This is a genomic window from Streptomyces sp. P13-3-3 (genome assembly GCF_050571355.1).
In the GTDB taxonomy this organism is placed as follows: domain Bacteria; phylum Actinomycetota; class Actinomycetes; order Streptomycetales; family Streptomycetaceae; genus Streptomyces; species Streptomyces althioticus.
The window spans coordinates 2,270,391-2,293,648 of record NZ_CP192228.1; the positions used below are offsets into that span (position 1 = coordinate 2,270,391).

25 protein-coding genes and 1 tRNA gene are annotated in these 23,258 nt (G+C 73.0%); 13 read left to right on the top strand and 13 right to left on the bottom strand.

Annotated features, from left to right (window positions below; translation table 11 throughout):
- Window positions 1-34 precede the first annotated feature (34 nt).
- On the top strand, window positions 35-628 hold the full coding sequence (locus tag ACQZOG_RS10250; protein WP_033276735.1) for a TetR/AcrR family transcriptional regulator: 594 nt from the start codon (window positions 35-37) through the stop codon (window positions 626-628).
- A gap of 83 nt (window positions 629-711) precedes the next feature.
- Here ACQZOG_RS10250 and ACQZOG_RS10255 read toward each other — a convergent pair whose 3' ends face one another.
- Both ACQZOG_RS10255 and ACQZOG_RS10260 read right to left on the bottom strand, forming a co-directional pair.
- The gene (locus tag ACQZOG_RS10255) at window positions 712-1,926 is read right to left on the bottom strand and encodes an acyl-CoA dehydrogenase family protein (RefSeq protein WP_033276734.1); all 1,215 of its coding nucleotides are present in this window, start codon (window positions 1,924-1,926) and stop codon (window positions 712-714) included.
- Between the two features lie 6 nt (window positions 1,927-1,932).
- Window positions 1,933-2,955, bottom strand: a complete 1,023-nt coding sequence (locus tag ACQZOG_RS10260) for a phosphotransferase family protein (protein WP_359519701.1) — start codon at window positions 2,953-2,955, stop codon at window positions 1,933-1,935.
- A 198-nt stretch (window positions 2,956-3,153) separates the two neighbouring features.
- Between ACQZOG_RS10260 and ACQZOG_RS10265 the strand changes: the two genes are divergently transcribed.
- Window positions 3,154-4,101, top strand: coding sequence for an NADP-dependent oxidoreductase (locus ACQZOG_RS10265; protein ID WP_033276732.1), 948 nt, complete (start codon window positions 3,154-3,156; stop codon window positions 4,099-4,101).
- A gap of 62 nt (window positions 4,102-4,163) precedes the next feature.
- On the opposite strand, the gene ACQZOG_RS10270 is transcribed toward ACQZOG_RS10265, so the two are convergent.
- From ACQZOG_RS10270 to ACQZOG_RS10280, 3 genes are read right to left on the bottom strand one after another with little or no spacing between them, the layout of a single operon-like run.
- A complete protein-coding gene (locus tag ACQZOG_RS10270) occupies window positions 4,164-4,493 on the bottom strand; it encodes a DUF202 domain-containing protein (RefSeq protein WP_033276731.1) in 330 nt (109 codons plus the stop codon).
- A complete protein-coding gene (locus tag ACQZOG_RS10275; protein WP_033276730.1) occupies window positions 4,490-4,882 on the bottom strand; it encodes a YidH family protein in 393 nt (130 codons plus the stop codon). Before ACQZOG_RS10275 ends, ACQZOG_RS10270 begins: the two co-directional genes overlap by 4 nt.
- A 31-nt stretch (window positions 4,883-4,913) precedes the next feature.
- The gene (locus ACQZOG_RS10280; protein WP_286159833.1) at window positions 4,914-5,453 is read right to left on the bottom strand and encodes an NUDIX hydrolase; all 540 of its coding nucleotides are present in this window, start codon (window positions 5,451-5,453) and stop codon (window positions 4,914-4,916) included.
- 258 nt (window positions 5,454-5,711) lie between these two features.
- Between ACQZOG_RS10280 and ACQZOG_RS10285 the strand changes: the two genes are divergently transcribed.
- The 4 genes from ACQZOG_RS10285 to ACQZOG_RS10300 all read left to right on the top strand — a co-directional run bounded on the left by ACQZOG_RS10285 (window position 5,712) and on the right by ACQZOG_RS10300 (window position 9,701).
- Window positions 5,712-6,662 carry a hypothetical protein gene (locus ACQZOG_RS10285; RefSeq protein WP_033276728.1) on the top strand — a complete coding sequence of 317 codons (951 nt, stop codon included), beginning with the start codon at window positions 5,712-5,714 and terminating at the stop codon, window positions 6,660-6,662.
- 52 nt (window positions 6,663-6,714) lie between these two features.
- On the top strand, window positions 6,715-8,256 hold the full coding sequence (locus ACQZOG_RS10290; protein WP_033276727.1) for an APC family permease: 1,542 nt from the start codon (window positions 6,715-6,717) through the stop codon (window positions 8,254-8,256).
- Between the two features lie 82 nt (window positions 8,257-8,338).
- Window positions 8,339-9,094, top strand: coding sequence for a molybdopterin-dependent oxidoreductase (locus tag ACQZOG_RS10295; RefSeq protein WP_033276726.1), 756 nt, complete (start codon window positions 8,339-8,341; stop codon window positions 9,092-9,094).
- On the top strand, window positions 9,078-9,701 hold the full coding sequence (locus ACQZOG_RS10300; protein WP_033276725.1) for a cytochrome b/b6 domain-containing protein: 624 nt from the start codon (window positions 9,078-9,080) through the stop codon (window positions 9,699-9,701). The genes ACQZOG_RS10295 and ACQZOG_RS10300 overlap by 17 nt, the downstream gene beginning before the upstream one ends.
- Before the next feature lie 65 nt (window positions 9,702-9,766).
- Here ACQZOG_RS10300 and ACQZOG_RS10305 read toward each other — a convergent pair whose 3' ends face one another.
- Entirely contained in the window at window positions 9,767-11,164 is a 1,398-nt protein-coding gene (locus tag ACQZOG_RS10305; RefSeq protein ID WP_033276724.1) for a gluconate:H+ symporter, read from the bottom strand.
- Window positions 11,165-11,234: 70 nt separating this feature from the next.
- The gene (locus ACQZOG_RS10310; RefSeq protein WP_033276723.1) at window positions 11,235-11,753 is read right to left on the bottom strand and encodes a gluconokinase; all 519 of its coding nucleotides are present in this window, start codon (window positions 11,751-11,753) and stop codon (window positions 11,235-11,237) included.
- A gap of 144 nt (window positions 11,754-11,897) precedes the next feature.
- Between ACQZOG_RS10310 and ACQZOG_RS10315 the strand changes: the two genes are divergently transcribed.
- On the top strand, window positions 11,898-12,599 hold the full coding sequence (locus ACQZOG_RS10315) for a FadR/GntR family transcriptional regulator (protein WP_033276722.1): 702 nt from the start codon (window positions 11,898-11,900) through the stop codon (window positions 12,597-12,599).
- A 26-nt stretch (window positions 12,600-12,625) separates the two neighbouring features.
- On the opposite strand, the gene ACQZOG_RS10320 is transcribed toward ACQZOG_RS10315, so the two are convergent.
- The gene (locus ACQZOG_RS10320) at window positions 12,626-13,012 is read right to left on the bottom strand and encodes a winged helix-turn-helix transcriptional regulator (RefSeq protein WP_033276721.1); all 387 of its coding nucleotides are present in this window, start codon (window positions 13,010-13,012) and stop codon (window positions 12,626-12,628) included.
- Window positions 13,013-13,117: 105 nt separating this feature from the next.
- On the opposite strand from ACQZOG_RS10320, the gene ACQZOG_RS10325 reads away from it, so the two are divergent.
- Window positions 13,118-13,519 (top strand): RidA family protein, encoded by a 402-nt coding sequence (locus ACQZOG_RS10325; RefSeq protein WP_033276720.1) that lies wholly within the window; start codon window positions 13,118-13,120, stop codon window positions 13,517-13,519.
- Window positions 13,520-13,540: 21 nt separating this feature from the next.
- On the opposite strand, the gene ACQZOG_RS10330 is transcribed toward ACQZOG_RS10325, so the two are convergent.
- Both ACQZOG_RS10330 and ACQZOG_RS10335 read right to left on the bottom strand, forming a co-directional pair.
- Entirely contained in the window at window positions 13,541-13,921 is a 381-nt protein-coding gene (locus ACQZOG_RS10330; protein ID WP_193456470.1) for a YchJ family protein, read from the bottom strand.
- Window positions 13,922-13,985: 64 nt separating this feature from the next.
- Window positions 13,986-14,070 (bottom strand) — tRNA-Leu (locus ACQZOG_RS10335).
- Between the two features lie 197 nt (window positions 14,071-14,267).
- Here ACQZOG_RS10335 and ACQZOG_RS10340 point away from each other — a divergent pair.
- The 3 genes from ACQZOG_RS10340 (at window position 14,268) to ACQZOG_RS10350 (ending at window position 16,970) form a co-directional block, all read left to right on the top strand.
- On the top strand, window positions 14,268-15,593 hold the full coding sequence (locus ACQZOG_RS10340; RefSeq protein WP_033276718.1) for a M20/M25/M40 family metallo-hydrolase: 1,326 nt from the start codon (window positions 14,268-14,270) through the stop codon (window positions 15,591-15,593).
- Window positions 15,594-15,749: 156 nt separating this feature from the next.
- Window positions 15,750-15,983: a chaplin ChpH gene (gene chpH, locus ACQZOG_RS10345; RefSeq protein WP_006135972.1), complete on the top strand. Its 234-nt coding sequence runs from the start codon at window positions 15,750-15,752 to the stop codon at window positions 15,981-15,983.
- Between the two features lie 165 nt (window positions 15,984-16,148).
- Window positions 16,149-16,970 (top strand): chaplin, encoded by an 822-nt coding sequence (locus tag ACQZOG_RS10350; RefSeq protein ID WP_359672598.1) that lies wholly within the window; start codon window positions 16,149-16,151, stop codon window positions 16,968-16,970.
- A 77-nt stretch (window positions 16,971-17,047) separates the two neighbouring features.
- Here the strand turns inward: ACQZOG_RS10350 and ACQZOG_RS10355 are convergent, their stop codons facing one another.
- Window positions 17,048-17,236 carry a DUF5703 family protein gene (locus ACQZOG_RS10355; RefSeq protein ID WP_004933366.1) on the bottom strand — a complete coding sequence of 63 codons (189 nt, stop codon included), beginning with the start codon at window positions 17,234-17,236 and terminating at the stop codon, window positions 17,048-17,050.
- Between the two features lie 47 nt (window positions 17,237-17,283).
- Here ACQZOG_RS10355 and ACQZOG_RS10360 point away from each other — a divergent pair, with 47 nt between their 5' ends.
- Entirely contained in the window at window positions 17,284-17,970 is a 687-nt protein-coding gene (locus tag ACQZOG_RS10360; RefSeq protein WP_193456468.1) for a hypothetical protein, read from the top strand.
- Between the two features lie 873 nt (window positions 17,971-18,843).
- On the opposite strand, the gene ACQZOG_RS10365 is transcribed toward ACQZOG_RS10360, so the two are convergent.
- Window positions 18,844-20,901, bottom strand: a complete 2,058-nt coding sequence (locus ACQZOG_RS10365) for a helix-hairpin-helix domain-containing protein (protein WP_399608708.1) — start codon at window positions 20,899-20,901, stop codon at window positions 18,844-18,846.
- A complete protein-coding gene (locus ACQZOG_RS10370) occupies window positions 20,898-21,884 on the bottom strand; it encodes an aldo/keto reductase (RefSeq protein ID WP_033276714.1) in 987 nt (328 codons plus the stop codon). The genes ACQZOG_RS10365 and ACQZOG_RS10370 overlap by 4 nt, the downstream gene beginning before the upstream one ends.
- 188 nt (window positions 21,885-22,072) lie before the next feature.
- On the opposite strand from ACQZOG_RS10370, the gene ACQZOG_RS10375 reads away from it, so the two are divergent.
- Entirely contained in the window at window positions 22,073-23,128 is a 1,056-nt protein-coding gene (locus ACQZOG_RS10375; RefSeq protein ID WP_033276713.1) for an LLM class F420-dependent oxidoreductase, read from the top strand.
- Window positions 23,129-23,258: the final 130 nt, after the last annotated feature.

A 23,258-nucleotide genomic window follows, 5' to 3' on the forward strand; every position in this document is an offset into this window, starting at 1 on the left:
GACCGACAGCAACACGGAAAGGCGGGTGGCGGCAGTGCCCAGAACGACGGACGGTGACGGGACCCCCGTGCCGCAGCGGCTGCTGGCCGCCGCCACCCGGCTCTTCGCCGAGCAGGGCTACGACCGCACCTCGGTGCAGGAGATCGTCGAGGCGGCCGGCGTCACCAAGGGGGCGCTGTACCACTACTTCGGCTCCAAGGACGACCTGCTGCACGAGGTCTACGCGCGCGTGCTGCGCCTCCAGCAGGAGCGCCTGGACCAGTTCGCCGACGCCGACGAGCCCATCGAGAAACGGCTGCGCGGCGCGGCCGCCGACGTCGTCGTCACCACCATCGAGAACCTCGACGACGCGTCGATCTTCTTCCGCTCCATGCACCACCTGAGCCCGGAGAAGAACAAGCAGGTACGCGCCGAGCGCCGCCGCTACCACGAGCGGTTCCGCGCGCTGATCGAGGAGGGCCAGCGCGAGGGCGTCTTCTCCACGGCGACCCCGGCCGACCTCGTCGTCGACTACCACTTCGGCTCGGTGCACCACCTGTCGACCTGGTACCGCCCCGACGGCCCGCTCGGCCCCCAGGAGGTCGCCGACCACCTCGCCGACCTCCTGCTGCGCGCACTGCGCGCGTAAGCAGCCCCCGGACGCGGCCCCGGCACCCGCGTCACCGGCCCGCCGGACGCCCCACGGCACCCGACGAGCCGGTTCCACGCCCGCTACAGGTACTTCTTGATCTCGCGGCGGGCCAGCGACCGCTGGTGCACCTCGTCCGGGCCGTCCGCGAGCATCAGCGTGCGCGCGCCCGCGTACAGCTCGGCCAGCGGGAAGTCCTGGCTCACGCCGCCCGCGCCGTGCAGCTGGATCGCGCGGTCGAGGATGCCGACGACCGTGCGCGGGGTGGCGATCTTGATGGCCTGGATCTCGGTGTGCGCGCCCCGGTTGCCGACGGTGTCCATCATCCAGGCCGTCTTCAGCACCAGCAGCCGCAGCTGCTCGACCGCGACCCGCGCGTCCGCGATCCAGTTCTGCACCACGCCCTGCTGGGCGAGCGCCTTGCCGAAGGCCTCCCGGGACACCGCCCGCCGGCACATCAGCTCGATCGCCCGCTCGGCCATGCCGATCAGCCGCATGCAGTGGTGGATCCGGCCAGGACCGAGCCGCGCCTGGGCGATGGCGAACCCGCCGCCCTCCTCGCCGATCAGGTTCGACACCGGCACCCGCGCCTCGTCGAAGACCACCTCGGCGTGGCCGCCGTGGTAGTGGTCCTCGTAGCCGAAGACCTGCATGGCCCGCTTCACGGTGACGCCCGGGGTGTCGCGCGGGACCAGGACCATGGACTGCTGGCGGCGGATGTCCGGCCCGTCCGGGTCGGTCTTGCCCATCACGATGAAGATCGTGCAGTCCGGGTGCATGGCCCCGGAGATGTACCACTTGCGGCCGGTGATGACGTACTCGTCGCCCTCCCGCCGGATGTGCGTGGTGATGTTGGTGGCGTCCGAGGAGGCCACGTCCGGCTCGGTCATCGCGAACGCCGAACGGATCTCGCCCGCGAGCAGCGGCTCCAGCCACTGCTTCTTCTGCCGCTCGTCGCCGAACTGCGCCAGCACCTCCATGTTCCCGGTGTCGGGCGCGGCGCAGTTGGTGGCGGTCGGCGCGAGCTGCGGGGACCGGCCGGTGATCTCGGCGAGCGGCGCGTACTGGAGGTTGGTGAGTCCGGCGCCGTACTCGGCGTCGGGCAGGAACAGGTTCCACAGGCCCTGCCGGCGCGCCTCCTCCTTCAGTTCCTCCACCACCGGCGGGTTCTCCCACGGCGAGGACAGCCGCGCCCGCTGCTCGTGCGCGACCTGCTCGGCGGGGTACACGTGCTCGTCCATGAAGGCGAGGAGCCGGGCGCGCAGCTCCTCGGTGCGCGCGTCGAACGCGAAGTCCATGTCTCGTCAGCCTTCCTGAAGGGTGGTCAGACCGTGCTCGATGAAGACCGGGACCAGATCGCCGATGCGGTCGAACCCGGCCCCGACCGTCTGCCCCAGCGTGTACCGGTAGTGGATGCCCTCCAGGATCACGGCGAGCTTGAACCAGGCGAACGCCGTGTACCAGGAGACGGATGACACGTCCCGCCCCGACCGCGCGGCGTACCGCTCGATCAGTTCGGCCGGTGTCGGGTGGCCCGGGGCCTCGGCGGTCGTGGAGACGGGGGAGTCCGGCATGCCCAGCGGGCTGCTGTACATCACCAGCAGACCGAGGTCCGTCAGCGGGTCGCCCAGCGTGGACATCTCCCAGTCCAGGACGGCGCGGACCGACTCGTCGTCGCTGATCAGCGCGTTGTCGAGGCGGTAGTCGCCGTGCACGACGGCGGGCGCGGGGGAGACGGGCAGTGCACGGCCGAGGGTGGCGTGCAGCTCGTCGATGCCGGCCAGCTCACGGTTGCGGGAGGCGTCGAGCTGCTTGCCCCAGCGCCGCAGCTGCCGGTCCAGGAAGCCCTCGGGACGCCCGAAGTCGTCCAGCCCGACCTCGGCGGGGTCGACGGCGTGCAGGTCGACCAGCGTGTCCACCAGGTTCAGCACGGCCGCGCGCGTCCGCCCGGGACCCAGCGGGGCGAGCTGCTCGGCGGTGCGGTACGGGGTGCCCTCGACGTACTCCATGACGTAGAAGGGCGCGCCGAGCACCTCCTCGTCCTCGCACAGCAGTACCGGACGCGGCACCGGCACGCGGGTCGGATGCAGGGCGCTGATCACCCGGTGCTCGCGCTTCATGTCGTGCGCGGTGGCGAGGACGTGGCCGAGCGGCGGACGGCGCACGACCCAGGTCCCCGCGCCGTCGGTGACCGTGTAGGTGAGGTTGGACCTGCCGCCCTCGATCAGCCGGCCGGAGAGGGGGCCGCCGAGCAGACCGGGCCGCTCGCGTTCGAGCAGCTCGCGCAGCCGGTCGAGATCCAGTCCGGGCGGGTGGTCGGGGCTCATCGTCGCTCCTGTGGGCAGGCGGACAGTACCCGACCATGATGCCGACCGGTCGGTATGCCGTCCAGACCGGGAGCGGAACGTGATCGGGTCCACGATAGGGGGAGAATGCCGTCCGCACTCGGCCCGTCCGGTGACGCGAACGGCGTACATCGGGTCATTCGGCTTGCACGCCGTGGGCCGACCCCGGAGGGTCGACGCATGAAGGCGATCAGCTACGCACGGTACGGCGGTCCCGACGTCCTCGAGTACGGCGAGGCCGACGACCCCAAGCTGGGCCCCGACGACGTGCTCGTCGAGGTCCGGGCGGTGTCCGTCAACCCGGTCGACTGGAAGGCCCGCCAGGGCCACCTCGACGCGGTCCTCCCGGCCGTCTTCCCGGTGATCCCCGGCTGGGACCTGGCGGGCGTCGTCGTCCGCCCCGGACCCGCGGTCCCCGAGTTCGCCGAGGGTGACGAGGTGATCGGCTACGTCCGCGAGGACGTCCTGTCCGCCGGTACCTGCGCGGAGCTGGTGGCCGCCCCGGTCCGCACCCTCGCGCCCAAGCCGCGGCGTCTGTCCTTCGAGGAGGCGGCCGGCATCCCCCTCGCGGGGCTCACGGCGTACCAGGTGCTGCACCGGGCCCTCGGCGTGCGCCGGGGCGAGACCGTGCTGGTGCACGCGGCGGCCGGAGGGGTGGGCTCCGTCGCCGTCCAGCTGGCCGCGCACCTCGGCGCGCGGGTCATCGGCACGGCGAGCGAACGCAACCACGACTTCGTGCGGGGGCTGGGGGCGGAGCCGGTCGGCTACGGCGAGGGCATGGCTGAACGCGTCCGGGGGCTCGCCCCCGAGGGGGTGGACGCGGTCTTCGACACGGTGGGCGGCGACGCCCTCAAGGGCTCCGCGAACCTGGTGGTGCCGGAGGGGCGGCTGGCGTCGATCGTCGACGCGGGGGTGACCGGCTACGGCGGCGCCTACTGGTTCGTCCGCCCGGACCCCGCGGACCTCCGCAAGCTGTCCGAACTGGCGGACCAGGGGGTCCTGAAGATCCACGTCGAGGAGACGTTCCCCCTGGAACGGACGGCCGACGCCCACCGCCGCAGCGAGGAGGGCCACGTACGCGGCAAGATCGTGGTCACGGTGCCGACGAGTAGCCCCTCCGGCGTTTGAGGAGCGGGGTCCGGGGCGGAGCCCCGGGTCGGGAAGGGTAAGGGTGGCGGGGGCGAGAACCCCTACCGCAGCACCACCCCCACCCCACCCCCCACCGTCACCAGCACGCACACCACGACCCCCACCGCGAACCGCAGCGAGAGCCGCTCGGGCTCACCCACCCCCGCCAGCCCCCGAATCCGCCGATGGGCGACCACCAACACCCCCGCCCACCCCGCACAGCACACGACCCCCGCAGCCAGCACACCCCCCGACGCCCCGCCCGCCAGCCCCGCCTTCCCCGCCAGCACGGCCACCACCGTGGCCGCCAGCGTCGTCCGCCGCCAGGCGAGCCGAGTCCGCTCGGGCTGCAGACCCGGATCCCTGCCCCCGGCCGCGGCCGGCGTCGTCACGCCTCCCACCCCACCAGCACCACCACGACCATCACCACGGCCACCCCCGCCACCACCACCCCCAGCAGCGCCGGGAACCGCGACACCGGCAGGTCCTCGCCCCGCCGCATCGCCCGCTCGCACCGCACCCAGTGGTTGACCGCACGCAGCGCGCACAGCGCCCCCGACGCCAGCAGCGCGAGGGCCAGTCCGACCCGCCAGCCCCACCGCAGATCGGGCAGGAACTGGTCCACCGCGAACCCGCCGCCGATCAGCGCGAGCGCGGTCCGCAGCCAGGCGAGGAACGTCCGCTCGTTCGCCAGCGAGAAGCGGTAGTCGGGCGTCTCCCCGTCGTCCCGCACCTCGGCGGGGGAGAACCACAACCGGACGTTCCGTACAAAGTCGATCACGGGGGCGACCCTACCGGTCACGCCCGGTCCCTCAGCCCGCCCGATACGCCCGGAGCCGCTCGTACGCCGCGAGCCCGTCCGGTACCCACTCCCAGTCGCCGAGCCGCCGCCGCACCTCCTCCTCGGGCAGGAAGGCGTGCCAGGCCACCTCCTCGGCCTGCGGACGCACCTCCAGCTCGCACCGCACCTCGTACACCGCCGACCACCAGGTCCGCGTGGAGCCGTCGTCGTACAGGAAGGTGAACAGGTGCGAGGGCGTGGGCAGTCCGCTCACGCCCAGTTCCTCCTCGGCCTCCCGCAGGGCCGCCTCGTCGTACGACTCGCCCGCGCCGACCACCCCGCCGACGAACATGTCGTACAGCGACGGGAAGACCAGCTTCGTCGGAGTGCGGCGGTGGACGAACACCCTGTCCTCCGCGTCCCGCGCGAGGACGAAGACGCAGCGGTGGCGCAGCCCCCGTGCGTACACCTCGCCGCGCGGGGCCTGTCCGACCACCCGGTCGTGCTCGTCGACGATGTCGAGGATCTCGTCGGCGTTCATTCCGCTCTCGCTGCTGACGCTGTCGCTCATACCGTCATCAAAGCAGCGCCGTCGCCGTCCCGGGCGCTGCCGGCCTCCGTCGCGGAGGCCGCGAGGTCGTTCACCGGCGACACAAGTTGCCCGTTCGTGACCGCAGTTGACGCGTGTAACGGCCCCGGTGCCCTTGACGTGATCCGTTCGCTGACGGTTTGCTGTCCGTGATCAGCTCGTGGCGATCGGCAGCCGACCACTGCCACCGACCACCCGCCGCGAGCCGTATGACAAGAGAAGCGCGTGAGGAAGTTCGCGGTGCCCCCACCCCCGCCTCCCCTCGGCCGCGCCCGCAAACGGGCGGCACAGGCCTACGACGAGGCCCTCGACGACGCCGAACTCGTCGCCGCGCGGGCCGCACTGGCACAGGGGCGCTGGCAGAGCACCCGCTCGCTGCTGGTCGGGACGGGGGACGACTGGGACCGCCGCGGACACCGGATCACGGTGCTCGCGAAGGAGTCGTACTGCGCCGCGTGGGCCCGCGAGTGGCTGCTCGCCGAGCCCGACTCCGGCGACGCGACCGTGCTGCTGGCCCTGGCCCAGGTGCGGCGCGCCCTGCGTGGCAAGGAGAAGCCCGCCCGGGTCCGCGAGGCCTGCCACAAGGCCGCCCGGCAGCTGCCGCACGACCCGACGCCCTGGCTCGGGCTGCTGATGCTGGAGTGCTCCCTGGGCGCGGAGGGCGACGTCGTCCGGATCTTCGAGCAGGTCCGCACCCGCTACGCCGACCACCACCACGCCCACCACCTGGTCGTCGGCTGGCTCGCGGAACGCCGCGTGGAGGCGGGCCCCGACCCGCTGCACGAGGTGTACGACTTCGCCAACTGGGCCGCCGAACAGGCCCCCGCCGACTCACCGCTGGCCATCCTGCCGGTCATCGCGCACGCCGAGCGCTACCGCTCCCTCGCCGCCGCCGGGCACGAGCCCGCCGACCCGGCCGCCTCCGGCCACTGGGTCGGACGCCGCGCCCGGCAGGTGATGAAGGCGGCCTTCGACTGGTGGCTGGAGTGGGAGCACGAGGGCCACCCGCGCCGGCTGGTCGACCTCAACTTCCTCGCCCACGCCAAGGTCTGCGAGGGCCGGGGGGCCGAGGCCGCCGCACTGTTCCACCGCATCGGCGACCACGCCACCCCCGCCCCCTGGTCCTATCCCGACCGGGACGGCCTCACCGCCTTCCGGACCGCACGCGCCGCCGCCCTGGGCACGGCCTGACCCCACCCCGATCGCCCCCCGCACCCACCACCGACCCAAGGACGGTCTCGAGATGACGACGGACAGTTCGAGCACCAACAGAGCCCCGGCCGAGGGGATCAGCACCTTCAAGGGGCAGGACCGCGCCCTGCGGGCCGACCGCCTCGGCACGGGGGGCCTGCTGCTCTCCGTGCTGGCCGCGACCGCCCCGCTCATGGTCGTCGCGGGTGTCATGCCCACCACATTCGCGGTGATGGGCATCGTCGGCCAGCCCCTGCTCTTCGTGGTCCTGGGCGCGGTGCTGGTCCTGTTCAGCCTCGGCTACGCCGAGATGAGCCGGCACGTCCACAACGCGGGCGCCTTCTACGCGTACATCTCCCGCGGACTCGGCGGCACCGCCGGCGCGGGCGCCGCCCTGGTCGCCCTCGTCGCCTACAACTCCCTCCAGGTCGGCATCTACGGCATCTTCGGCTTCGAGGTCTCCGGCCTCTTCGCCACCTACGCCGACCTCGAGGTCGCCTGGTGGATACCGGCGCTCGCCGCCGCGCTCGCCGTGGGCGCGCTCGGCTGGCTGAAGATCGACGTCAACGCGAAGGTCCTCGGCGTCCTGCTGGTCATCGAGGTGCTGCTGGTCGTCGTCTTCGACGTCGCCGCCGTCGCCGACCCCGGCACGGAGGGCCTGTCGCTGCACGCCTTCAACCCGGACACCCTCACCGGCGCCGGCGTCGGCACCGCCCTGTGCTTCTGCATCGCCGCCTTCCTCGGCTTCGAGCAGGCGCCCGTCTACGCGGAGGAGACCAGCAGGCCGCACGTCCTGGTGCCGCGCGTGATGTTCCTCGCCGTCACCGGCGTCGCCGTCTTCTTCGCCATCAGCAGCTGGGCCCTCACCGTGGCCACCGGCCCCGCCTCGATCGTCTCCACCTCCCAGGAGCAGAGCGCGGGCCTGCTGTTCTTCCTCACCGAGGACCGGTTCGGCTCCACCTTCACCGACGTGCTGCACGTGCTGTTCGTGACCGGCATGTTCGCCGCCATGCTCAGCTTCCACAACGTCGTCGCCCGGTACGCCTTCGCCATGGGCCGCGAGGGCCTGCTGCCCGCCGCCTTCGGCCGCACCACGGGCTCCAGCGGCGCCCCCGGCACCGGCTCCCTGCTGCAGACCGGCATCGCCGTCGTGCTGGTGCTCATCTTCGCGCTCACCGACGACAAGCCCACCGGCGACCCCACCGCGCCTGTGCTGCACCTGTTCACCTGGGGCGGCAACATCGGCGCGCTCGGCGTCATCGTCCTCATGGCGATCGCCTCGCTGTCCGTCGTCGTCTTCTTCGTACGGCGCGGCGCCGCCCGCGCCCAGGCCTGGCGGCTGGCCACCTCGGCGCTGGCCGGCATCGCCCTCGTGGCGATCGCGGTCTACACGGTCAAGGACTTCGACGTCCTCGTCGGCGCCGGACCCGACTCCGCACTGCGCTGGATCCTGCCCGGCGTCATCGGCCTCGCCCTCGTGATCGGACTCGTCCAGGGCGCGATCCTGCGCAGCCGCGCCCCCGAGACGCACGCCCGGATCGGCCTGGGCAACGAGGCGTTCCAGCTGGAGAAGGAGGCCGGGGGCACCCCGTAGCGCCGCTTCCGCGCCTTACCGAAGTCTGACGAGCACCCGCGTTCCCTGGCCCGCCCCGGGGCGCGGGTGCTCGAATGAGGGGGTGAAACCCGAACATCCCTCGCACGGCCGGGACGTCCCGGGCGACCCGGACGCGCGCGGCGCGCCCGTCGGCCGCCGCGTCCTGCTCGGCACCCTCGGTCTCGGCGCGCTCGGCCTGGCCGCCGCGCCCTCCCTCCAGCGCGGCTTGGAGTCCCTCCTCGCCGGCGCCGCCGACCGCGACCCCACGGGCCTGACCGGACTCCTCCCGAACGGCGGCGGCTTCCGCTACTACTCGGTCGCCGCGTCCGTCCCGCGCAAGGACGCCGGCTCCTACCGGCTCACCGTCGACGGCCTCGTCGACCGCCCCGCCTCCTACACCCTCGCCGACCTCAAGGCCCTGCCGCAGACCCGCCTGGTGCGGGACGTGCAGTGCGTGACCGGCTGGCGGGTACCCGGGACGCCGTTCGAGGGCGTGCGGCTGTCCAGGCTGCTGGACGCGGCCGGGGTGCGCCCCACCGCCCGCGCGGTGCGCTTCACCTGCTTCGACGGGACGTACTCCGAGAGCCTCACCCTCGACCAGGCGCGCCGCGCGGACGTCCTGGTCGCCCTGAGGATGCGGGACGAGGACATCGGCCACGGCCACGGCGGCCCGGCGCGGCTCTACGTGGCCCCCATGTACTTCTACAAGTCGGCCAAGTGGCTCTCCGGCATCACCGTCACCGACGAGGTCGAACCGGGCTACTGGGAGCTGCGCGGCTACGACGTCGACGCCTGGGTCGGCCGCTCGAACGGACGCGACGATGCCCCCACGAGCTGACGCCCCGCCCGCCGCCACGACCGTACGGCGCTTCACCCCCGCCCAGCGGTGGGCGCACCGCGCGGTCGCCCTGCTCATGGGCGTCTGCGTGACCACCGCCGCGTGCCTCTACGTCCCGCAGCTCGCCCAGCTGGCCGGCCGCCGCGCCCTGGTCGTCACCCTCCACCAGTGGTCGGGGCTGCTCCTGCCCGTCCCCGTGCTCACCGCCCTCGTCTCCCGCGCGTTCCGCGCCGACCTGGGCCGGCTCAACCGCTTCGGCCCGCACGACCGGGTCTGGCTGCGGGCCGCCCTGCGCCGCGACCGCCGTCCCGCGTCCCGCCCGGCGGGGAAGTTCAACGCCGGCCAGAAGCTGTACGCGGCCTGGATCGCCGGGGCCGCCCTGGTGATGCTCGGCACCGGGCTGCTGATGTGGTTCACCCACCTCACCCCGCTGGTGTGGCGGACCGCCGCGACCTTCGTCCACGACTGGCTGGCGCTGACCGTCGGCATCGTCCTCGCCGGGCACGTCGGCATGGCCCTCGCCGACCCCGAGGCCCGCCGGGGCCTGCGCACCGGCGCGGTCCGCCGTGAGTGGGCCGAGCGCGAGCACCCCCTGTGGCGGCCCTGAACACGACGGCGGCCCGTCCGCCCCTCCTGCGAGGGGCGGACGGGCCGCCGTGAGCCGGAACCCGGCTAGATGATCAAAGACAGCAGGAGCACCAACGCCCCCGCGACCACGGAGATGATCGTCTCCATGATCGACCACGTCTTGATCGTCTGGCCGACGTTCAGACCGAAGTACTCCTTCACCAGCCAGAAGCCGGCGTCGTTGACATGGCTGAAGAACAGCGAACCGGCGCCGATGGCCAGCACCAGCAGCGCGGCGTGCGTCGTCGACATGTCGGCCGCGAGCGGCGCGACCAGACCCGCCGCCGAGACGGTCGCCACGGTCGCCGAGCCCGTAGCCAGCCGGATCGCCACCGCGATCAGCCAGGCCAGCAGCAGCGCCGGGATCGACCAGTCCTCGGAGATGTCCAGGATCATCTGGCCCACACCGGTGTCGATCAGCGTCTGCTTGAAGCCGCCGCCCGCGCCGACGATCAGCAGGATGCCGGCGATCGGGGCCAGGCCCTTCTCCACCAGGGAGGAGATCCGCTCCTTGCTGAAGCCGGCGGGCATGCCCAGGGTGAAGATGCCGACCAGCACGGCGGCGAGCAGCGCGATCAGCGGGGAGCCGATCACGTCGAAGACGCGCTGCACGGTGTGCTCGGGGTCGTCGATCACGATGTCGACGAGCGCCTTGGCCAGCATCAGCACGACCGGCAGCAGGATCGTGGCCAGCGTCGCGCCGAAGCCGGGGCGCCGCTCCAGGTCCTCGGAGGGACGCTGCGGGACCATCCGCTCGGGCGCCGGGACATCCACCCAGCGGGCGGCGTACTTGGAGAACACCGGACCGGCGATCACCACGGTCGGGACGGCGACGAGCACGCCGAGCGCCAGCGTCACGCCCAGGTTGGCGCCGACCGCGTCGATGGCGACCAGCGGACCGGGGTGCGGCGGAACCAGGCCGTGCATCACGGACAGACCCGCGAGGGCCGGGATGCCGATGCGCATGAGCGAGTAGTTGCCGCGCTTGGCGACCATCAGCACCACCGGGATCAGCAGCACCACGCCGACCTCGAAGAACAGCGGCAGACCGATCACCGAGGCGATCAGCACCATCGCCCACGGCATGGAGCGGCCGCTTGCCTTCGCGAGGATGGTGTCGACGATCTGGTCGGCGCCGCCCGAGTCGGCGAGCATCTTGCCGAGGATCGCGCCCAGGGCGATCAGCACGCCCACACCGGCGACGGTGGAGCCGAGCCCGGCGCTGAAGCTGGTGATGACCTTGTCCAGCGGCGCGCCGGCGAAGGCGCCGAGCGCCAGTGACCCGATGGTCAGCGACAGGAAGGCGTGCAGCTTGAACTTGGTGATGAGCAGGACGATGACGGCTATGCCCGCCAGGACGGCGATGCCCAGCTGAGCGTGGCCGGCCGAGGTGATCGGCTCGGGTACGTCCGCTGCCAGCATCTCGACGCTGAGTCTGGTCACGGTGGATCCCTAGGAAGTGCGGGTTGGGGGGAGGGGCGGCCCCCGGGGGAGGGGCCAAGGGGGTGAGGTCCTACGGGGTCGGCTCGGAGAGCGACGTCAGGGCGGTGGCCGCCCGTGCGGTGATCTCCTCGGGGCTGCCCGTCACGTTCACGGCGACCCCGGCCTCGTCCGGCTCCAGCGGCTGGAGCGTGGCGAACTGGGAGTCGAGCAGTGCCGTGGGCATGAAGTGCCCCTGCCGGTGCGACATCCGGTCCTCGATGAGGGCGCGGTCGCCGGTGAGGTGCACGAAGACCACGCCGGGCGCGGCGGCCCGCAGCCGGTCGCGGTACGACCGCTTCAGCGCCGAGCAGCTGACCACGCCTCCCAGTCCCGCGCGCCCCTGCGCCCAGTCGCCGATGGCGTCGAGCCACGGCCACCGGTCGTCGTCGGTGAGCGGGGTGCCCGCCGACATCTTGGCGATGTTGCTCTGCGGGTGGAAGTCGTCGCCCTCGGCGTACGGCACGCCGAGGCGGGCCGCGAGCAGGGGACCGATGGTGGTCTTGCCCGTTCCGGCGACGCCCATGACCACGACGACGTGGGGGGTGTTCATCGCTGCCTCACTGTCTGCTGTCCTCGTCGACACCTTGCCGATGATGCCGACCGCAACTGAAACTTATAAGTACGACAACTTCAAGAGCCTGTGACGAATAAGTCTGACTTTTTATCGGTGTGATCCGCCCCGTACGCTGAGTGCATGAGCACCACGGGCCGGGGGCTGCACGGCCGCGTACTGGACACCCTCGGCCCCGAGATCACCGCAGGCGAGTACCCGCCCGGCAGTGTGCTGCGCACCGACGAACTCGCCCAGCGTTTCGACGTGTCGCGTTCCGTGATGCGCGAGGTGGTCCGCGTCCTGGAGTCCATGCATCTGGTGGAGTCCCGCCGCCGCGTCGGCGTCACGGTCCTCCCGGCCTGCGAGTGGAACGTCTACGACCCGCAGGTCATCCGCTGGCGCCTGGCCGGCGCCGACCGCCCCCGCCAGCTGCGCTCCCTCACCGTGCTGCGCTCCGCGATCGAACCCGTCGCGGCCGGCCTCGCCGCGCGCAACGCCACGGCCGAGCAGTGCGCCGAACTCACCGAGTGCGCCCTGGGGATGGTGGCGAACTCACGCGGCCACAAGCTGGAGGGCTACCTCTTCCACGACGTGGCGTTCCACCGCGTCATCCTGACCGCCTCCGGCAACGAGATGTTCGCCCGCCTCGGCGACGTGGTCGCGGAGGTGCTGGCCGGACGCACGCACCACGACGTGATGTTCGAGGACCCCGACCCGGCCGCCGTCACCCTCCACGTCCAGCTCGCCGAGGCCGTCCGCGCCCGCGACGCCGCCCGCGCGGAGGAACTCACCCGCGAGATCACCGAGGGCGCCCTCCAGGAACTCGACATCCTGGCGCCCTGACCCGCCGGTCCGACCGCCGGTCGCGGTCACCGGTCGCCGAAGCGTTCCCGCGCCCGCTCGATGTGCCCCAGGTGCTCGTGCGTCCACCCACAGATCGCGTCCACGGCGGTGCGCAGCGCGCGGCCCGGTCCGGTGAGGGTGTACTCGACCCGCGGCGGCACGGTGGGGTGCACCGTCCGCTCGACCAGACCGTTGCGCTCCAGCATGCGCAGATTCTGCGTGAGCATCTTGTGGCTGACGCCCTCGACCTCGTCCCGCAGTTCGCCGAACCGCAAGGTTCCCTCACCGAGCGCCTCGATGATCAGCAGCGCCCACTTGTTGGCGACGTCCGAGAAGATCTCCCGCGCCAGGGAGTCCGCGCGCCGCAGATCGGCGTCCTCCGGCAGTCCCGCCAGCACACGCTTGGTCACCATCAGGTTCCCCAGTCACCGAAAAGTGCGTTCTTCCAGGTCGGCGCTCACTCTCCTACAGTTCCTGAGTAACCACAAGTGACCGACAGGACAAGGGCGGGCCCACCCATGACCACCAGTGACGTCTTCTCCTACGGAATCCCGGCCGAAAGCGACTTCGGCTACGCGCAGGCGATCCGCTCCGGCGACCTCGTCCACGTCTCGGGACAGCTCGCCTTCGACGAGGCGGGCGGATTCCCGAACCCCGGCGACTTCGCCGCCCAGGTGCGGCGCACGCACACCAACATGGACCGCGTCCTCGCCCACTACGGGGCCACCCGGAACCAGATCGCCACACAGACCCTCTACGTGGTGGACCTCGCGCGCCACGCCGCGGCCACGGCGGAGGCCAATTTCGCCTACTTCGGCGGCCACCGCCCGGCGAGCACGGTCCTCGGCGTCACCGAACTGACCCTGCCCGGCCAGCTCGTGGAGATCGCCTTCGTCGTCGACACCCGGCTGCCGGCCTGAGCCGGCTCCGCCCCCGAACCCTCAGCTCAGGAAGTCCCCGTCGACGTACACCCAGGCCCCGTCGACCCGTTCGAAGCGGCTGCGCTCGTGCAGGGAGCCGCCCCGGTAGGAGGCGCGGAAGGTCACCGTGCCGGTGGTGTGGAAGGCGGAGCCGTCCTCCGCGGCGAGGATCTCCAGCCCGGTCCACCGCATCGCCGGGTCGAGGTCGAGCCGGGCGGGCCGGGTCCGCGGGTGCCAGGTCCGCAGCAGGTACGCCCCGTCCCGCCGTACGAACGCCGCGTACCGCGACCGCATCAGGCGCTCCGCCGTCGGCGCCGAGGCCGTACCGGCGTGGAAGCGGCCGCAGCACTCCTCGTAGGTTTCGGGGAGACCGCAGGGGCAGGGCGTGCGAGACGACGTCATGGGGCACCTTCCGTACAACGCCCGAGGGCCCCGACCGTCCGGTCGAGGCCCTCGATGAAGCAAGTGTCCGAGGGGGGACTTGAACCCCCACGCCCGATAAAGGGCACTAGCACCTCAAGCTAGCGCGTCTGCCATTCCGCCACCCGGACAAGGTGTCTGTCGCGCGGGTTTCCCCCCGCGGCGACGACATAAACATTACCAGGTGTTCCGGGGTGGCCGATCACCCCCGCCGCGCCGACGCGTGAACGCCGTGTGACGGGCCGGGGCGGGTCTTGGGGCCGGCCGCCGTGAGGGGGAGGATGGGGAGGGACCGACCAGCGGGAACACCAGCAGCGGGAGGAAGCACGTGAGCGAGACGGACCCGGCCAAGGGCGTCACCGGTGAGGACGAGGTCGTGGACCTCTGCCGCGAGCTGATCCGGATCGACACCAGCAACTACGGCGACCACTCGGGCCCCGGCGAGCGCAAGGCGGCCGAGTACGTCGCCGAGAAGCTCGCCGAAGTCGGCCTGGAACCCCAGATCTTCGAGTCCCACCCGGGACGCGCTTCCACGATCGCCCGGATCGAGGGCGAGGACCCGTCGCGGCCCGCCCTGCTCATCCACGGCCACACCGACGTCGTGCCCGCCAACGCGGACGACTGGACCCACCACCCCTTCTCCGGCGAGATCGCCGACGGATGCGTGTGGGGGCGCGGGGCCGTCGACATGAAGGACATGGACGCGATGACCCTCGCGGTCGTCCGCGAGCGCATGCGCAGCGGCCGCAAGCCCCCGCGGGACGTCGTCCTCGCCTTCCTCGCCGACGAGGAGGCCGGCGGCACCTACGGCGCCAAGCACCTGGTGCGCAAGCACCCCGAGCTGTTCGACGGCGTGAGCGAGGCGATCGGCGAGGTCGGCGGCTTCTCCTTCACCGTCAACGAGAAGCTGCGCCTGTACCTCGTCGAGACCGCCGAGAAGGGCATGCACTGGATGCGGCTCACCGTCGACGGCACCGCGGGCCACGGCTCGATGACCAACGACGACAACGCCATCACCGAGCTGTGCGAGGCCGTCGCCCGCCTCGGCCGGCACAAGTGGCCGGTCAGGGTCACCAAGACCGTCCGCGCCTTCCTGGACGAGCTCTCCGACGCGCTCGGCACCGAGCTCGACCCGGAGAACATGGACGAGACCCTCGCCAAGCTCGGTGGCATCGCCCGCATGATCGGCACCACCCTGCGCAACTCCGCCGCGCCCACCCAGCTCGGCGCCGGCTACAAGGTCAACGTCATCCCGGGCCAGGCCACCGCGCACGTCGACGGCCGCTTCCTGCCCGGCTACGAGGAGGAGTTCCTCGCCGACCTCGACCGCATCCTCGGCCCGCGCGTGCGGCGCGAGGACGTGCACTCCGACAAGGCACTGGAGACGGACTTCGACGGCCGGCTCGTCGACGCCATGCAGACCGCGCTGAGCGCCGAGGACCCCATCGCGCGGGCCGTGCCCTACATGCTGTCCGGCGGCACCGACGCCAAGTCCTTCGACGACCTCGGCATCCGCTGCTTCGGCTTCGCGCCGCTGAAGCTGCCCCCGGAGCTGGACTTCGCGGGCATGTTCCACGGCGTCGACGAGCGGGTGCCGGTGGACGGCCTCAAGTTCGGCGTCCGCGTGCTCGACCGGTTCCTGGACGCGTCCTGAGGAGGCGGCTTCCGGGGATTCCCCATAATCGGGCAGACGTACGGAGTTGACCGGGAAGAGTGAATGCGACCATAAGCTCGTAGCCTCATTACTTCCTCCTCGTTACCCGTGATGTGATCCGCGACTTTGGATCACATTGCCAACTAGGAGGAATACATGCTGAAGAAGGTCGTCGCCGTCGCGGCCGCCACCGGTGGTCTGGTTCTCGCGGGCGCGGGCATGGCCGCCGCCGACTCGGGCGCGCAGGGTGCCGCCGTGCACTCCCCGGGCGTCCTGTCCGGCAACGTCGTGCAGGTGCCGGTTCACGTTCCCGTGAACGTCTGCGGCAACACGATCTCCGTGATCGGGCTGCTGAACCCCGCCTTCGGCAACACCTGCGTCAACGCGTGACGTCGTGTCTCGCCCTCTAGGCATCGCCCGCTGAGGGTTCGAGCCCGTCGGCCCCGGAGCGCGCGCCATGCGCTCCGGGGCCGACCGGTTCCTCATTCGTCGAGAATTCCGGGACACGGCACGCTCCGCGTCCCGGCAGCAGGTCCGAGGACAGGGAATTCAGCAATGCGACAGGTCACCCGCAAGGGCTTGATGACCATGGCCGCCGCCACCGGTGTGCTCGCCGCCGCGGGCGGCGCCGCCGCCCACGCCGACTCCGGCGCGACGGGCGCGGCCAAGGGCTCGCCGGGCGTGCTCTCCGGCAACGTCGTGCAGGCGCCGGTGCACGTGCCGGTGAACGTCTGCGGCAACACGGTCAACGTCGTCGGGATCCTCAACCCGGCGGTCGGCAACGCCTGCGCCAACAAGGGCGGCTCCGGCCACCACGGTGGCTCGCACGCCCACGGCAAGGCGAGCGACTCGCCCGGCGTGGCCTCCGGCAACGTCGTCCAGGTGCCGGTCCACGTGCCGGTGAACGTCTGCGGCAACAGTGTCGACGTCATCGGCGTCGGCAACGGGGCGGCCGGCAACGACTGCGCCAACACGGGGCACGGCGGGGGGCACCCGGGCGAGCCTGGAGAGCCCGGCAATCCGGGGGAGCCCGGTGAGCCCGGTGAGCCTGGCAATCCGGGGGAGCCCGGTGAGCCCGGGAACCCGGGTGAACCCGGTAACCCTGGCGAGCCGGGTAACCCCGGTGAGCCTGGCAACCCGGGTGAGCCCGGTGAGCCTGGCAACCCCGGTGAGCCGGGGAACCCGGGTGAGCCCGGTACGCCTGGCACGCCCGGCGCCCCGGACACCCCCTCCACCGGCAACCAGCCGGGCCCGCGGGGCGACGGGCAGCTCGCCGAGACCGGCAGCGAGCTGCCGCTCGGTCTCGCGCTGCCGGCCGGCGCGGGTGCGCTGCTCGTCGGCGGCATCCTGTACCGCAGGGCGCGCACCGCGGCGTGATCTCGGACACACGGAGCGGACCCCGCGACCGACGCGGGGTCCGCTCCGCCCGTTGACTCCGGTCGGGCGCGCCCAGCTCACCAGGTGGCGCGCACCTGGCGGATGATCCGCCGCCGCAGCCGCACCCTGCGGCTGCCGTCACGCATCAGCGTCAGGCGGTACAACTCCCAGTGACCGTACTCGGCATGGTCCGTCAGCAGACGCGCCGTCTCCTTGCGGGAGACCCCGCGTGGCACGTACACGTCGACAAATTCGTATTCCGGCATCGCATCTATTGTGCGGGCCGGGCCCCGGTACGGATAGCGTCTGCACTATGTCTGATGCTGCGCAGCCCACCGCTGCCGAGGTACGCGCCGCCGCCGAGGCGGTGAAGACCGCGCTCGACCGCCACCTGGCCGCGGTCGAGAGCCGGTCGGGTGACGACGACCCGGCCGTCTACGAGGCCTTCAACCAGCTGGCCGCGGCCGCGGAGACGTACGACGAACTGCTCTACGACCGCTACGACGAGGTCACGCCCTTCGAGATCCCCGGTGCCGAGGAGGCCCTGCCCCCGTACGGCGGCCCCGAGGAACCCAACGCCCTCAGCGTGCTGATCCGCCGCGACTACGCCGTCGTCGAGCCGCAGCGGCTGCTGGCGCACGCCCAGCGGATCGAGGAGGCGGACGACGAGAGTCCGGAGGCCTCCAACACCGTCCACGGCGCCCTCGGCCTGCTGTTCGGGGAGTATGAACCGGACGAGATCGCCTCCCGGCACAAGGAGTTCGGCCTGGAGGAGGGCGACTCCACGCTCTGGGTGACGGCATCGGACGAGATCCCGGACCCCGGCGAGTGGCTCGAGGCGCCGTTCGAGCAGGTGGATCCCGAGGCGGTGGTGTGCCGCTTCGACGTCAGCGCGGTCTTCGACGACGACGCGGACGACGAAGAGGACGACGACGACCTGGAGTCGGCCCTGTCCCCGGACGCGGACGAGGACCTGGAACCCCTGGACGCGGACCGCTGATCGGACACGCGCGGGCGGCGGCACCCTGAGGGGGGTGCCGCCGCCGACGCGTATGCGGCACCGGTGCCGCCGAGCCCACTGGGCGTCGGCGGGGGTGCCGTCCCGCTGCGGCGGGCCCGCTCAGCCGGTCGTGTGGGTGGCCGGGGCGCGTGCTCCGGTACCGATGCCCTGGGGCCGCCCGTGGCCCTCAGTGCGGTGCTGTCCGGCTGCGGCGGGGCCGGTCAGTTGGTCGTGTGGGTGGCCGGGCCGCGTGCTCCGGTACCGATCTGCCCTGGGTTCGCCTGTGGCCCTCAGTGCGGTGCTGTCCGGCCGCGGCGGGTCCGCTCGGCCGGTCGTGTGGGTGGCCGGGCCGCGTGGTCCGGTACCGATCTGCCCTGGGTTCGCCTGTGGCCCTCAGTGCGGTGCTGTGCGACTGCGGCGGGTCCGCTCGGCCGGTCGTGTGGGTGGCCGGGCCGCGTGGTCCGGTACCGATCTGCCCTGGGTTCGCCTGTGGCCCTCAGTGCGGTGCTGTGCGACTGCGGCGGGTCCGCTCGGCCGGTTGTGTGGGCAGCCGGGCCGCGTGGTCCGGTACCGATCTGCCCTGGGTTCGCCCGCGGCCCTCAGTGCGGTGCTGTGCGACTGCGGCGGGTCCGCTCGGCCGGTCGTGTGGGCAGCCGGGCCGCGTGCTCCGGTACCGATCTGCCCTGGGTTCGCCTGTGGCCCTCAGTGCGGTGCTGTCCGGCCGCGGCGGGCCCGCTCAGCCGGTCGTGCCGGCGGCCGAGCCGCGTGCTCCGGTAGCGACCAGCCCCGGACCGCCCGCAGCTTCCTCGCCAGCCGGGCGCGGCGAAGCTCACCGCGCACCGGTCAGGCACACGGCGGCCGGTCAGGGGCGCCCTAGTCCGCCGCCCCCGGCAGCTGCGGCGCCAGCAGTACCGGCAGACGCGTCGTGCGCGGCTTCGCCGGGACTTCGGCGACCGCTCGCTGGAGGGCCTGGTCGACGCCGTGGACCACGGACAGGTGACGGTCGGCCCGGCTGAAGGCCGTGTAGATCCAGGGTCGGCTCAGGGCGGGGACCGCGTCGCCGGGGAGGACCACGACCGCCGCGGGCCAGCGGGAGCCCACCGCCTGGTGGGCGGTCAGCGCCCACCCGTGGCGGACCGTCTGCTCCACGCGGTCCCGTGGCACGACGACCGTCTCGCCCGCGCAGTCCAGGCGCAGGCCCTCGGCGTCCGCCCCGACCACGCGGCCCGGAAGGGTGCGGCCGGGGGCGGGGGACCAGGCCACCCGGTCGCCGGGGTCGAAGCCGGCGAAACGGCCCGGGCCCGGGTTCAGCCGCTCCTTCAGCGCCGCGTTCAGCACACGCGTGCCGACCGCGCCCCCGTGGCCCGGGGTGATCACCTGCGTCTCCTCGGCCGGCACGCCGAGGGCACGCGGCACCGAGTCCGCCACCAGCTGCACGGTCCGGTGCACCGCCTCGCCCGCGTCCCGGACGGGCACGATGACGACCTCCTTCTCGGGCGCCTCCACCTGGAGCAGCTCGCCGACGCCGATGCCCGAGACCAGCTCGCCCAGCGGACCCGGGTCCGGGCGCCGGGAGGCGACCTGCGGACAGGCCCGCGCCGCCAGGAGGTCCGCGAACACCCGCCCGGGACCGACCGACCACAGCACCGCCGGATCGCCGGACAGCACCAGCCGCGCCCCGTCCGGCAAGGACTCCGTGAGCAGCGCGGCGGTCTCCACGTCGAGCTGCGGCGCGTCCAGCACCACCAGCAGGTCCACGTCCAGCGCGCCTTCCGCGTCCCGCCCGGGCCCCTCCGCGCCGGACAGCAGCCCGGCGACCGTGGCCACACCCGGGCCCTCCACGCGGGCCGCGAACCGCTCCCGCCCGACCGGGGTGTGCGCGGCGGCCCAGGCGCGCAGACCCATGCCGTGCGCCGCGTCGAGGAGCGCCGCCGGCTCGGCCAGCGCGGCCTCACCGCCGGTGTGCAGCACCAGCCCGTGCCCGGAGACCGCGCGGATCAGGTCGGCCGCGGAGCCCTCCGCGGCGGCGGCGGCCCGCTCCCACTCCTCGGCCGCACCGTCCTGCTTGGGCGCCGAGTTGACCAGCCGGGCCAGACCGTCGGCGAGGCTCTCCTCGGCGAGGGCGCAGCGCTCCAGACCGACCAACACCCGGACGGGCTGCTCCTCGTCCTCCCCGACCGGTTCACCGACGGCGTCCTGGAACACGAGGACGTCCCCCTCGGTGATGGCGTCCCGCACCGCGTCCTCCGGGGCGGGCACGCCTTGCCGGCCGAGCGCCTCGGTGAGCGCGGCCATCTCCAGCGCCGTGTGCCCGGCGGGCGCGGCCTGCTCCAGCAGCCAGACGGTCAGCGCGCGGCCCCGCCGCTCGTCACCGGGCCCTGCCTCCCCGCCGAGCAGCGCGCGGGCGAACCCGTCCGCCTGCTCGGGCCGGACGCCCGGAACCCGCAGCAGCTGCCAGGGGTCCTCGCGCAGCAGCTGGGCGGCGCCCTCGCCCAGGGCCGCGGCGGCCGGCGCGGCGAGCGCGGCGGGAGCACCGCCCCGCGTCAGCACCTCCCGCACCTCGCCCACGGTGCCCTCGGCGGGCGCGGCCGGTCCCTCGGGAACGACCGCCGAGGCCCGCCGCACCGGCTCCGGCGCGGGGCGCCTCGGAGCTGGCCGGGCCTCCTCGAACACGGTGGCCGGCGGCTTCTCGCCGCTCTCCACGGCCCGTACGGCGGCGAGCAGTTCGGCCGCCGTGCCGCTCAGCTTGGTGCCGGCCTCGACCGGGCCCCGCCGCTCCGCCTTGCGCCGCTCGATCCGCTCCCGCTCCAGACGCTGCGCGGCCAGCTCGGCCTCGGCCTCGGACACCTGCGCGCCCTCGGCGGGCGTGCCGTCGGCGGGCGTGCCGTCGTCCGCGCTCCTCGGCTCCTCAGGGGTCTCCGGCGTGCTCACAGCGTGCTCCAGTCGTGATCGGGATAGCGGTGCACCGGAGCCGACACGTCGTCGAGCGCCCGGCAGATCTCGTCAGGAAGACTAAGCGCCTCCACTGACAACGCCGCCGTGAGCTGCTGCGCCGTGCGCGCGCCCACGATGGGGGCGGTCACCCCGGGCCGGTCGCGGACCCAGGCGAGCGCGACCTGGAGCGCGGTCACCGCGAGACCGTCCGCCGCGGTCGTCACCGCGTCCACGATCCGGCTCGCCGTGTCGTCCAGGTACGGCGCGACGAACGGCGCGAGATGCTCCGAGGCGCCGCGCGAGTCGGCCGGGGTGGCGTCCCCGCGGTACTTGCCGGTGAGCACGCCCCGGCCGAGCGGGGAGGACGGCAGCATGCCGATGCCGAGGTCGAGCGCGGCGGGCAGGACCTCCCGCTCCACCCCGCGCTGGAGCAGCGAGTACTCCATCTGGGTGCTCGCCAGGCGGGTGCGCGCGCCCGGCGCGGCGAGCTGCCAGGTCGCGGCCTTGGCGAGCTGCCAGCCGCAGAAGTTGGACACGCCCGCGTACCGCACGCGCCCGCTGGCGACGGCGATGTCCAGCGCCTGGAGCGTCTCCTCCAGCGGGGTGGCCGGATCGTAGGCGTGGACGTGCCACACGTCGACGTATTCCGTGCCGAGGCGGGCGAGCGAGGCGTCGAGCGCGGACAGCAGATGACCGCGCGAGCAGTCGAACCGGCGGTCCGGGTCGGGCACGCTGCCGGCCTTCGTTGAGATCACCAGGTCGCGGCGTGGCACCAGGCCGTCCATCAGCCGTCCGAGCAGGTACTCGGCCTCCCCGTCGCCGTACACGTCCGCCGTGTCGACCAGCGTCCCGCCCGCGTCCCAGAACGTCTTCAGCAGGTCCGCCGCGTCGTGCTCGTCGGTGTCACGGCCCCAGGTGAGGGTCCCGAGCCCGATCCGGGACACACGCAGGCCGGTACGGCCGAGATGCCTCTGCTCCATGAACGCCGAGATTACTGGCCAGAGCTGTGCGTGTGGGGGCCTGTGGACAACCGTTTCCCGGGCGTCCCGCGGCCTCGCGGGACCTTGGCCGGACCCGCGCGGCCGCACCTCCCGCGCCCCTGCCCCGCGGGCGTGGGAGGTATAAGGTCTGCGCAAGTCACGTTACTGATCGGTAAGGGGAGACGGCCATGCAGCTAGGGATCAACCTCGGCTACTGGGGCGCCGGAATGGACGCGGACAACCTCGCCGTGGCCCAGGAGGCGGACCGCCTCGGCTACGCGGTCTGCTGGGCCGCCGAGGCCTACGGCTCCGACGCCGCCACCGTCCTCGCGTTCGTCGCCGCCCGCACCGAGCGCATCGACGTCGGCTCGGCCATCTTCCAGATCCCGGCCCGCCAGCCGGCCATGACCGCGATGACCGCGGCCACCCTGGACTCGCTCTCAGGAGGCCGCTTCCGCCTCGGCCTCGGCGTCTCCGGACCCCAGGTCTCCGAGGGCTGGTACGGCGTCAAGTTCGACAAGCCGCTCGCCCGCACCCGCGAGTACGTCGAGATCATCCGCAAGGCGATGACCCGCGAGCGCCTCTCCTTCGAGGGCGAGCACTGGACGCTGCCCCTCCCCGGCGGCCCGGGCAAGCCCCTCAAGCTCACCGTGCACCCGCAGCGCGAGCACATCCCGCTGTACATCGCCGCGATCGGCCCGAAGAACCTCGAGCAGACCGGTGAGATCGCCGACGGCGCCCTGCTGATCTTCCCGTCCGCCGACCACCTGGAGGACACCGCCGTCAAGCACATCCGCGCGGGCCGCGAGAAGGCAGGCAAGACCCTCGACGGCTTCGACATCTGCCCGACCGTCCCGCTCGCCGTGGGCGACGACAAGGACGTGGCCGCCCTCGCCGACACCTTCCGCCCCTACACGGCGCTGTACGTCGGCGGCATGGGCAGCCGCAAGCAGAACTTCTACAACCAGCTCGCCCAGCGCATGGGGTACGAGCGGGAGGCCGCCGAGATCCAGGACAAGTACCTGTCCGGCGACAAGCAGGGAGCGGCCGCCGCCGTCCCGCACGACCTGATCGACGGCACCACCCTGCTCGGCTCGGTCGACCGCATCGCCGACCGCATGAAGGCCTACGCGGCCGCCGGGGCCACCACCCTCACCCTCGCCCCGGCCGGCTTCACCCTCGACGAGCGGCTGGCCTCGCTGCGCGCCGGCGTCGAGGCCCTGGAGCGCGCGGGCCTGGCCTGACCCGTCCGGCCGCCGCCGCGTCCCCCGCGGCGGCGGCCAGGTCACGCGGCCGTGGTGGGGGCTCGGGGGTCGACCCCGCCACGGCCGTCACCCACAACAACGCCCTCGCCCCGAGCGGGTTACGCGCCCC